Genomic DNA, 10,675 nt, shown 5'->3' with positions numbered 1-10,675 from the left:
TTCAGCGAACCAGGCGTTGAAAGTACTAATTAAGTACTAAAACTTACTAAGTTAGATTCATATCAATAAGCGTCACTTCCTGTATTATGCAACTCTACTATATCTTTAGTCTAATCAAACAGCCGAGATTATGGTTTAAAAAGACTGGTGAGAAGTAGGTATGTCATCGACGAGTTATGGTACTTATGGTTGCAAATGTAAAAAAGCGTGTGCTTCTTTATTACTACTGTGGCTGTCCATTTGTCCGATGGCGCATGCACACAAGTCAGAGTCTCATTCTTTAATTGTTGCTAACTCCAAAGCGTGGAAGCCGTTCTCTTACCTTAGCCCAGATGGTGAACCTAAAGGTATTTTAATCGACTTTTGGAAAGAGTACGCGGCGAACAACCAAATCGACGTTCAGTTTCTCCTTTTGGATTGGGATGCTTCTTTGCAAGCCGTAAAAGAGGGTAAGGCTGACTTTCACGGAGGACTTGTCTACTCGCCCGAAAGAGCGAAGTATATGGACTTTGGCGCAGTCATAATGCCTATCCAAACCAAATTGTACGTAAATAAAGATGTACTTTCGGTTGATATCAGGAGTGTTTTAACTGGCGAAATGACGCTGCCAATTGGCGTTGTTAAAGGAAGTTACGAGTCTGAGTTTGTTCAGACGAATTATCCGAATGCACCTATCGCAGAATACATTAACAATGATTCGATGATACAAGCCGCCGTCGATAAAAAGGTGCTGTACTTTGTTGCAGACCTGCAAGTTGCTAACTTTTATATGGCAACCACGCCGGGAGCGGGTATGTTTGTCCCGACAATTAGCTTATATAGTAAAGATCTTCGGATTGCAGCAGGAATGCACAGTGCAACTTCCATTTTAGAGGTATCACGAGCGTTTGAAAAAGTCATCGATACGGATCGTGAGCGGATCCTCACCCGTTGGAGTGTGGTGAAAACGGTTTATCCACTTTATCTTTTCCCTATTGCTATTTTCATTATGGCGGTCGCAACGCTTTATCATATTTTTGCTCTCAAACGTATGGTTGCTCTTCGGACAAGGCAATTAACGATTGCCAATCAGCAATTGCTGGAGATGACGTTGACGGATTCTCTCACAAAGCTATACAACCGTAGACACCTGATTGAGCAATTGGCGCTACTGAATCATTTGAAGCGAAACTTAACGGTGATGGTGTTTGATATTGATGATTTTAAATCAATCAATGATCGATATGGCCACCTTGCTGGAGACCGAGCAATAGTTGCCATCGCAGAAGCCGCTAAGTCGATGACTGATGACCGAATGACATTGGCGAGAATTGGAGGAGAAGAGTTCGCACTCGTTACGTCGTCTCTGTCAGAGCGAGAAGCGCTCAATTTTGCCAATATGCTTTGTAAAGCCGTTTACGATCAGCCTGTTATACTGGGCGGACAAGCAATTCATTTGAGTATCAGTTTGGGCTGTGCTTACTATCCTGAGTTTACCCACATCGTGAGCTTGCAAGATGCTGACGACTTGATGTATCAAGGTAAGTCTGAAGGAAAGAATCGTGCAGTTTTCCAAGTTATAACAGACTGTCAGCTTCAACCTGCGCTTCGTCAAGTGAATTAGGTCTCGCTAATTCAACTGATACTTCAAACCATCCTCAAGCCTCAAAGGTTTAGTCAGAGTAACGTGGTAAGCGTTGACGATTACGTTGCGTTGTTTTCTTTGAGGCCAATTTGCGTACAAATATTCGCACTTTCATATATATAACCCCCCACCTGCTCACGTTTTTATCATAGAAGCAGTAATTGTTTTAAAGTGATAAGCGATTTCTTGGTAAAGATCAGAACCCCTGTCTACACTCAGTGTAAAGTAATGCATATAAAGCATGATGCATACGGTGTTGTACAAAAACAATTAAAGAAGATAAGAAATAAGTTGGCTTGAGAAGGACGGGGAATGAACAACGAATGCTTTGCTAGGTTCCGAGCTGTCACGGATGAACTGTCAATGAAAGAATCGTTGTCAGTTGGGAAAGACCCTTATGCTCACTATCTCAAAGATATTGTGGGGATTGATTTGTTGTCTCGTGAAGAGGAGTTGCATTACGCCAAACTTAATCGAGCTGGTGATGAAGAAGCGCGCGAAATGTTGATTGAGTCTAATCTTCGACTTGTTGTGAAAATCGCAAAAGGCTACCTCAAACGGCCAGGCAATAACTTTACTCTGCTCGATTTAATAGAAGAAGGTAACATTGGTTTGATAAAAGCGGTCGATAAGTTCGATCCTGAGCCAGGCTACCGTTTTTCTACTTATGCGGTATGGTGGATTCGCGAGAATATAGAAGCGGCATTAATGAACAATGGCCGCACGGTACGTTTACCTGCTCATGTGTGCAAAGAGATAAATAGCCTGGCTTTAAAAAAGCTCGATGCGTCAAAAAGTGAGAGCAAGGAGTTGTCTATTTCTGAACTCTCACGCTGCTCAGGGGTGAAAGCAGAGCGTATAGATGAACTTGTTGCTCTTAGTGGTTTTATTGATGTATCGACCACTGCGGACCTTCATCGTGTTCCATTTGTTCTTGAACTGTGTGAAAGTGAGTATACGCCAGATCCACAACAAGACTGTGAAAACCAGTGCTTTACTCAAGCTATTGAAAATATTATTAAAACCTTGCCAACTAAGTTGCAGAAAGTCTTAATCCATCGATTCGGATTATTTGACCAGAGAGTGAAAACCTTGTCGGAAATAGGCCTGTTGTTAAACGTGTCTAACGAGCGTGTTCGTCAGATGCAGATAGAGGCGGTTGAACGCGTGCAGAAACGTCTCCGATTCGATGGTTGGGTTTAAGATTTTTAGCCCCTTATCCTAGCCGATTAATTTACTGGCTTGCTACTCTGTTCTTCCGTAAGTAACAGCAGCTCAAGCTGTGCTTTAGCTGCTGCCTCCAATCTCCATACACTCAATAATCGGTTAAGTGCTGCGCGATAAGTACGACTTTTGAGTAAAAAAGCGAGCGTACTTGTGTAGTTGTTTACGACTTGCGCTTGTGTCTCGACTAATGCGGTTTTGTTTTCGATGTCGATGTGTTGAAGGTTAAAGTCAGGAAGAAACGCACACTCATACCATACCTCTACAATTTCACGAATTTCGAGTTCTTCTTCAGGCACGTCAAAGTCTTGTAACTGGTAGTTTTCTGGTATCGTTGATAAATAAACCACATCCAATTTGTCTGCAACAAATGTATACATCGGATTCCTTAGTGTACGCGCTTACAGAGTAAATAGTCTCATCGTTTACATTTTTGTCAATGACCGTGCTCAATTATGAATGATGAACCACACCACATTCCGAACTTAACTTAGACTTTTTAAGTACTTATCGGTTAACCCGAAATATTTCAGGTTGCCATCTGGCTCCAAGACTAAGCTCATGTTGGATGTAGAGATCATGCCCGAATCATTCGTTGAGAAAATAACGGTCTTATTGAGTAGTTTGTCGCTGAATAACCGCTTGAAGTAGTGCGAGTTTTCTTGCTCAGCACCATTAAATGGCTCGTCAATGATAATCAAAGATTGTTCGCAGTTACCTAGCCCTAATGCGAGCCGCAGTCTTTGTTGAATACCATTTGGTAAACTTTTACAGATATCAACGCTCAATTGAGTGTCCAGGCCTTGTGGCAACCATGTATCGAGCTCAAAGAAACTCACCATTTCACGCATTTTTTCTGTTGGGATTAACCCATTATGCAAGATGAAGTTAGTCTCCAAGGAGCCTTCAAAAATATGCAGGTTAAACGGGATGTAGTTAATCGAGGTTCGATAGCGGTAACTGTTGAATTGTTTGATGTTATAACCGTCCACCGAAACTGAGCCTTGATAGCGTTCCTCTAGCCCAGCGATAATAGAAATGAGCGTCGTTTTACCGCAACCTGTTGGTCCACAAATCACAACTTTTGCGCCCGGTGGAATTTTAAAACCAAGATTAGTTAAGCCTGTTGCCGCACCACTATAACGATGGCTCACACCAGAGCCGACGATACTACCTTGAAATAGGCGAATAGGGGGGCTTTTCTCTAACGTTAGCTTATCGTCATTCATCGCCATAAGGTTGTTGATTTGCGCAGAAGACGCCTTAATGGATTGGAACTTAGAAATAGAGTTGTAGATGCCCATAATAGGCCCCAACGCCTTCCAGACTAAAATTACGGTAGCAAGCATTGCACCTGCATCGGAGGTGCCGTCCATCACGCCGATAACGGCCGCGACGATACTTGCGGTACCAATAACCTGAATCAAACTCCCGCCTGCTGCCTGAACCCTGCTATTAGTCACTGAAACATGTTCTGCATCGTTGGTGCTTTGTAAATGCGATGCGCTAAAGCGGGACTGGATAACACGCAATAATGGCAAGCCTTGGATGGTTTTTATACCACGAAGAATCTCATTCCATTGGTAAGAAACCATGGCGTTGGCGCGAGAGCTCTTGGACGTGGCTTGCGAGTAGATGTAACGAGAATAAACACAGAACACCAACATTAGAATCAACCCCGCCATAACGACTAGCGCTGCGGTACCAGACATAAGAGCAATGGCAATAATGAATACGATAACAAACGGCATGTCGAAGTAGCTTAATGTTGACTCTGCGGTTACCAAACGGCGGAAAGTGTCGATGTCCTTCAATCGTGCTAACTGAGAAGAGACACCAGCGGTAGATGTCATCGAATAAGGAAGCCACAACAGTTTGGATATTACGTTTTGAGAAATATGCACCGCCAAATCCTTTCCTGATGTGGCGATGATGTTGACCCGCATTTTCTTGAAAAAGTATTCCGAGAACCCAACAATCACAGCAAATAACGTGAGCCAATAAAGCGTGGCTTGCGAGCTAGAGGTTAAGGCGAAGTTGTACACACTCATAATAAAAAAGGGCTGGAGTGCGCCGAGAATGCTGACCACGAAGCTGAGAATAATCAGGCTTTTGAGTTCATTGTTGTAGCGATAAAACGCGTATTTAATCCAGTTACTGCGGTCTTGAGATTCAGGTGGCGGTTCTCGGAATAAGCGGGAGTATTCGCTGATCGAGACCAACAAGCACGGCTTCTTGCAGAGCGGGTATTCAATGGTGTTGTTATTTGTGTAATCAAACAGGATCAGTTTGCCGTCTTTAGTGCCCAAGAAAATCGCAGTGAGGTTTTCTATCTCGATAAAACAAGGATGAGGATGCCCCTCGATGTGCTCCAACGTTTTTAGTTTGGTGACGTCACAACGGTAACCAAGGCGTTCAATCGTAGCGATAAAACTGTCGCTGTCTTTTGGTTTAGGGATAAAAGCGTCGCTGAGGATAGAAGGTGTGCCTTCCCATTCAAGCGCTATGAGGGTGTAAGCTAAACCACGAATCAAAGGTGACTCATTGTATCGCTCGTCATAACTGCGAGCCTCAAAGTCCAACAAGCGCTGAGGGACATTATTAAAATCAACCAAAATACTCATTGGTCACCTCCGGTAAGTTTGACGCGTTTGAGGCGATGATTGAGTTTGTCCATCTTGTTGCTGACGATGATGAGGATTTTGTCGTTGGCGCGATAGGCGGTGCTGGTCAAAACCAATCGAGCAAAGTCGTCATCATAAACACAGTCGATGTCGTCGAAGATCAACACACGTTTGTTCGCGAGTAAGGCACGCACTAACAACAAGGCATAAGCGACTTGGCGCGAGAATGGGTTGCGTAAATGTCCTTTAAGCTCGGTGTAAAAACCAGCGGGAAGGGCATCGATTTGTGCTTTCATGTTCATGGTTTCGCAAAGCGCAAATGCCGTGTTATTTAAGCTCGGGCGGAAACAAGTCAAGTTGTCGATGATGGTGCCTTCGACGAACGAACTGGTTTTGTCGACCATGAGCACGCTATTACGCCAGACGTTGTAATTGACGTCATCAAGTGGTGTCTCGTTGATTTGAATATCGAGCTTGCTGTCGGTGTTTTGCCGCGTAATGCAATTGGCGAGGTGGGTTTTGCCTGTGCCGCTTTTCCCTGTCAGCAAGTAAGCCTGACCGCGTTCAAACTCGATGCGTTGTTTTTCCGAATACTTCACCGAGATGCGCTCGACTTCTGTCGTGTCATTTTGTTGTTCTACAGATGCCGCAAGCTCAAGCAACTCGGCGATACGTTGAATATGAAGCTTGTTCAACTCCCAGCGGCTCACCGTGCGCATTACTTGCTGGTATGGCGCGAAGTAGCGGTTGGTAAGCATGATGATAGCAGCCATGATGCCTTGGCTAGATTGCATGTTGATAACTGCCGTTGCCAAAACCACCACCACACAAGCTATGGAGAGCTGTTGTATGAGCGACAAGATAAGGCTGAAGTTCGATTCGATTTGCTCGTATTTGATGTTCTCGACTTCACGCTCTTCCACCATTTGTGTCATGAGGCTCTCAACGCGATATTCCATATTGCGCGCTTTGATATCGAGTGGGCTAGAGATGATCTCGATGATTTTCGACGTGGTTAAGCCTTCGATGTCGGATTTGTTTTCTAGACTGTTGATTTTTTGCTTGGAAAGACTGAGTGCGAACACCGCCAAAATGATGGAGGCGAGCAAGATGGTCACCCCTGCCCAGATGTTGATCAGACCGATAATCAGAATGGTCAGTATGCTGACGGCAAGGTTGATCAATGCCCGTACAGATTCTCCGCCAAAGAAGGATTTAATCTCTGGAATGGTCGCAATACGCTCTAGGTATTCACCGGGTTCTAGACGACGAAACTTCGATATCTCAGCCAAACAGATTGATTGAAACACCTTGTTGGTTAAGTTGGTTTCGAATTGCTTCATGATCACCGACGAAATCTTCTCTTCCTGATTCTTTAAGTGATAGTCGAGGAGGATGGTGATCAAGATAATGGCAAACAGAAGAAACAGCGTGTCTTTGGCTTGGTTAGGTAAAACACGGTCAAAGATAATAAGAATCGAAAAGGGCAGCACTAAACCAAACAGTGTTGAGATGACCGTTGAGAAAGTCAGATAACACTTGTCAGCAAAGTTAATCTTTTGGGAAAAGTGCTCAGTTTGCATTGCGACCTCCTTCCTTAATCGATGGTTTAGAGAGAAGGTGTTTTGGAACTAAGTCTTGATTGCTTCTGCCTTCGATATCGCTCATCAACTGCATGATGCTTTCGATAGATTGAACCGATAGCATGCCTTTGATTTGCTCAAGATTGATCGATTCAATGATGTAGTCATAGCGCGCGCTCTCGTAATCACGTAGTGCGCTGAACAGTTTACTTTCCGCTGCCAGTAAGTCGGTAATGGTTCGCGTACCAAGCTGATAGGCGCGTTGAATGCCTTTGTAGGAAGCGTAGTTGGCACGGATGATGTTCTCGTAACTGCTGATGGCGCGGGAGAAGTCGTTAATGTTGAGTACTGAGGTGTTAACGCTATTGCGCGTCGCGAACAATGAATCTTGGTACAGCAGCTCGGTTCGCTCGATGGCAGTCGACGATTTTTGATAACCGTAGTAATCCGAACCGCCGGAGAAAATTGGCACATTCAAGTTCAACCCGACGCTGGTCGAGTTACTGTCCCCTGTTGCGGTTGGGTCGGTTCGGTCATAGTTGTTCGCATCGTCGTAACGGTAACTGGCAGAGAGCGATACGGTCGGCACAAAGTTTGAACCGCTTTCTTTCAAGCCTCTTCGGCTGCGCTCGACGGTTTTCTTCGCAACCAATAAGTCGTTATTGAGCTTCAAAGCTTGTTCAAGAATCTCACGTTGTTCGGATTCGCTGATTTCCTCCAAGGGAACACTTTCGTAGATGTCTTGTGATGGGGTGACTGGGTATTGAACTTGAATCTCTAAACCGTTCAAAATTACGCGCCGGTCTTTCTCTAAGGTTCTTAAGCGATTGGCAATGCCTTCTTTCTGGGCAATTACCTCATACAACTCGCTCGCCGCAGTGTTGCCAAGTTCCACGTTGCGACGCATTTGGCGCTCACGTGTTTCAGACGATTTAAGTTCTACTTGGGTGGCTTTGATTTGCGCGTTGTTTTTGAGGTATTCGAAATATTGCGTCGCGATTTCAGAAATGGTGCTCTGGATTTTGTTCTCGTGTTTGATTTCCTCAATGTTGAAATCCAGCTTAGCGGTGCCGTATTTGAAGATGTCGCCAAGGTTAAACACCGATTGCGATAAAGACACGCTGTAGCTATTTGAGTTGTAGCTTGAACGTTTATCTGGTGTTCCCGTTAATATGGTCTCGTTTTCATTCCATGTTGTATCAGCGGCACCGTTTAAAGAAGGCAGGAACTTAGAACGGCTAATGTCGATGTTGTATTCGTTTTCTTCCACGCCTTTGTCACTAGCGCGCAGAGATAAATTGTTTTCCAAGCCGAGTTTGACCGCCTCAAGCAAGGTGGTCGCCATTGCCGAAGGAGCATTGCTCAATGTAAGCGCTGCCAATACGCAGCTAGTTAAGTTTCTGTACCGCCACATACTTGTTGATCACCTTGATGATTTCGTCGTTTTTATAAGGTTTGCTGATCACGTAATCCATTCCAGCTTCGATACAAGCTTGGTGTTCATTACTGCTGGTCAATGCTGTCGCGCCTATGATGGTGCAAGGGTTTTGTCCGCTCTCTTGTTCGTATTGTCGAATGCGTTTGGTTGCTTCAATACCGCCCATGCCAGGCATGATGCAGTCCATAAAAATGATGTCCGAGCGCTGATTCATGAAGTGCTGAACAGCGTCTGCGCCATCGCCAACGGTGTCGGCTTCGTATTCTTGCTTGCTCAAAATACGTTTGAGTAGAATCTGTTGAACACGGTCATCTTCCACAATCAGGAATGAGCTGTTCTCCATCTGATCTTCTGAGGCTTCCGCTTCCATGATTGCTAAAAGATTGGGGATAAACTCATATGGAATCGCAGGGGAGTTCAGAATCTTGTCGACAAAGGTATGGCTCTCTTGCGCTTGCTGAGTGCTAGTGACCGAGAGCAGCAACTTGGTGTTCGGGTGATTGCGCAGTTGCGATTTCACCGTTTTGCTCAGTGAGGGCAGCTTGTTTGGCTCGAACGTGTCGGTCAGCATGATGGCATCGTATTCGCCAAAGGTTTTTGCCGCAGAGAAGAGTTCGTTCGGCGTTCGAATTGGCGTAATCTCTAAGCCCAAGTTGACTAACATTTTGCTCATCACATCAATGCGCAGCTGAGAGTTGGCACACAGTAATAGGCGCTTATTGTCGAAGCGAGTTTTCTCGGTGTGGAAGCTTTTGGCTTTCAAATCGAGCTGAATTTGAAAACGTTCCTGATTGCCCGATTGATACCAATGGCTCTCGTAATAGCCATAATCTTTCAACACGCTTTTCGCCAAATCGTCTTTGGTTGCAGTGTGCTGTTTATGGTCGCTCCAGTGTAGGGTATTGAGCTTGGCAAGCGGCACATCCAGCGTGGTTAAGAAGTTTAGATTGATGGTCAGGCGAGTGTTTTCAATGTCTGACGCCGCACCTGATTCAATGGTGACAAACAGTTTCTTGTCGGCTTTGAGTTGGATGGCATTTGATAGCTGTAGGAACAACACCCAGAATAAGCTGGTGGATTGTCCTTCAACACGGTTTGGTAGGTTATCCGAGATAAAGCAGTCTAGCTCACCTTCATTTCGCTGCACTTTTGAACTGATGTGAATCATCAATTCAGACAGTACATTCAGCAGTGAAAACTCTTTCGATTTGCTCTCGGTCCCTTGTGAAATGAGTCGGTTGTAGTTCTCTGCCAATTCAGACAGGGTATTGGCAGCCGAGGTTATATCTTGCGCCATCAACACGCCGCTCTCATCGGTCTCTTGAACGAGATATTGCACGCCGCCGTTAATGGTGTTGGTGATGCCACGAATCTCGTAACCAATCAGAGCATAGAGCTGCTTGTAGAGATCGTTATTGCGTTTTTGTTCTTCGAGTTTGCTGAAAATCAGTTTTAGGTGAGAGTAGATCTGACGCTGCTTCGGATTGATGCTCACTTCATTCAGCAACTCTTCCAACCTTTGTAAATCCAGTTGTTTGAGCTCTTGATAAAGCTCATCGAATTCTTGGTCAATGTCACGCTCATTCGAGCTGGATTTTTTCAGCTTAAGGATTGCCACCAAGTTCGATAGCACTGCGATACCAACCAGTACGACAACGACCACAAACAACCAAATGAAGAACTCGTTTTTCTCCATCATTAGGTCGCTCGCATGGTTGTTAAATATGGTCCGGTAGTTGTCGTCCATTTGTAGGTAGTTATTGGTGAGCGAGAGGTACAGTGCCAACACATCGTCGCGTGTTTTTTGGCTGTCTGAGAAGCGATTGATTGCCAGTTCAAGCTGCGTGTATTCGGTCGCGCCCACCAAGCTAAACTCGGTTTTGTTGAGTGACGCGAGCGACTTAAATTGGTCAATTTCGTCTTTCAGAACCTCAAAATCAAGCTCTGTTGTACTGCAATAACGTGCGCTTAAACAGCGTTGAAGCGTTTGAATATCAAACTCGATAGTTTGGTTGAGCTGTTGAGCTTGAACCAAAAGAGGCGCGTTTTGCACTTTCTCGACTGAATCCACTTTGTCCCAAGAGATATACAAATAAAAGGCGAGGGCAGCCAGCATCAAGCTGAAAGCAATGCTTAGGCGCATAACAGGAACGGAAATATTGTAAGAAGGCTTGCTACTCAT

The 10,675-nt window shown here is 44.8% G+C and carries 7 protein-coding genes; 2 read left to right on the top strand and 5 right to left on the bottom strand.

What is annotated here, in order from left to right; genetic code table 11:
* Window positions 1-160: 160 nt before the first annotated feature.
* Window positions 161-1,603 (top strand): diguanylate cyclase domain-containing protein, encoded by a 1,443-nt coding sequence (locus R7E29_RS19535; protein ID WP_054577116.1) that lies wholly within the window; start codon window positions 161-163, stop codon window positions 1,601-1,603.
* Between the two features lie 333 nt (window positions 1,604-1,936).
* A complete protein-coding gene (locus R7E29_RS19530) occupies window positions 1,937-2,827 on the top strand; it encodes an RNA polymerase sigma factor RpoD/SigA (RefSeq protein ID WP_017635872.1) in 891 nt (296 codons plus the stop codon).
* 26 nt (window positions 2,828-2,853) lie between these two features.
* Here the strand turns inward: R7E29_RS19530 and R7E29_RS19525 are convergent, their stop codons facing one another.
* The 5 genes from R7E29_RS19525 to R7E29_RS19505 all read right to left on the bottom strand — a co-directional run bounded on the left by R7E29_RS19525 (window position 2,854) and on the right by R7E29_RS19505 (window position 10,675).
* Window positions 2,854-3,228 (bottom strand): hypothetical protein, encoded by a 375-nt coding sequence (locus tag R7E29_RS19525; protein ID WP_005375619.1) that lies wholly within the window; start codon window positions 3,226-3,228, stop codon window positions 2,854-2,856.
* A 105-nt stretch (window positions 3,229-3,333) separates the two neighbouring features.
* On the bottom strand, window positions 3,334-5,472 hold the full coding sequence (locus R7E29_RS19520; protein WP_054577117.1) for an ATP-binding cassette domain-containing protein: 2,139 nt from the start codon (window positions 5,470-5,472) through the stop codon (window positions 3,334-3,336).
* Window positions 5,469-7,055, bottom strand: coding sequence for an ATP-binding cassette domain-containing protein (locus R7E29_RS19515; protein WP_054577118.1), 1,587 nt, complete (start codon window positions 7,053-7,055; stop codon window positions 5,469-5,471). The genes R7E29_RS19520 and R7E29_RS19515 overlap by 4 nt, the downstream gene beginning before the upstream one ends.
* Window positions 7,045-8,469 (bottom strand): TolC family protein, encoded by a 1,425-nt coding sequence (locus tag R7E29_RS19510; RefSeq protein WP_054577119.1) that lies wholly within the window; start codon window positions 8,467-8,469, stop codon window positions 7,045-7,047. The genes R7E29_RS19515 and R7E29_RS19510 overlap by 11 nt, the downstream gene beginning before the upstream one ends.
* Window positions 8,444-10,675: a response regulator gene (locus tag R7E29_RS19505; RefSeq protein ID WP_054577120.1), complete on the bottom strand. Its 2,232-nt coding sequence runs from the start codon at window positions 10,673-10,675 to the stop codon at window positions 8,444-8,446. The genes R7E29_RS19510 and R7E29_RS19505 overlap by 26 nt, the downstream gene beginning before the upstream one ends.

The sequence above is a fragment of the Vibrio sp. Vb1729 genome, from assembly GCF_033338655.1.
Lineage (GTDB): Bacteria > Pseudomonadota > Gammaproteobacteria > Enterobacterales > Vibrionaceae > Vibrio > Vibrio alginolyticus.
The sequence above is the reverse complement of the archived record's forward strand: the minus strand, read 5'-3'. Positions and strand labels throughout refer to the sequence as shown.

Coding starts and splice junctions, on each gene's coding strand:
- R7E29_RS19535 (WP_054577116.1), top strand. CDS start 161: ATGTCATCGACGAGTTATGGTACTTATGGTTGCAAATGTAAAAAAGCG.
- R7E29_RS19520 (WP_054577117.1), bottom strand. CDS start 5,472: ATGAGTATTTTGGTTGATTTTAATAATGTCCCTCAGCGCTTGTTGGAC.
- R7E29_RS19510 (WP_054577119.1), bottom strand. CDS start 8,469: ATGTGGCGGTACAGAAACTTAACTAGCTGCGTATTGGCAGCGCTTACA.
- R7E29_RS19525 (WP_005375619.1), bottom strand. CDS start 3,228: ATGTATACATTTGTTGCAGACAAATTGGATGTGGTTTATTTATCAACG.
- R7E29_RS19530 (WP_017635872.1), top strand. CDS start 1,937: ATGAACAACGAATGCTTTGCTAGGTTCCGAGCTGTCACGGATGAACTG.
- R7E29_RS19505 (WP_054577120.1), bottom strand. CDS start 10,675: ATGAGTAGCAAGCCTTCTTACAATATTTCCGTTCCTGTTATGCGCCTA.
- R7E29_RS19515 (WP_054577118.1), bottom strand. CDS start 7,055: ATGCAAACTGAGCACTTTTCCCAAAAGATTAACTTTGCTGACAAGTGT.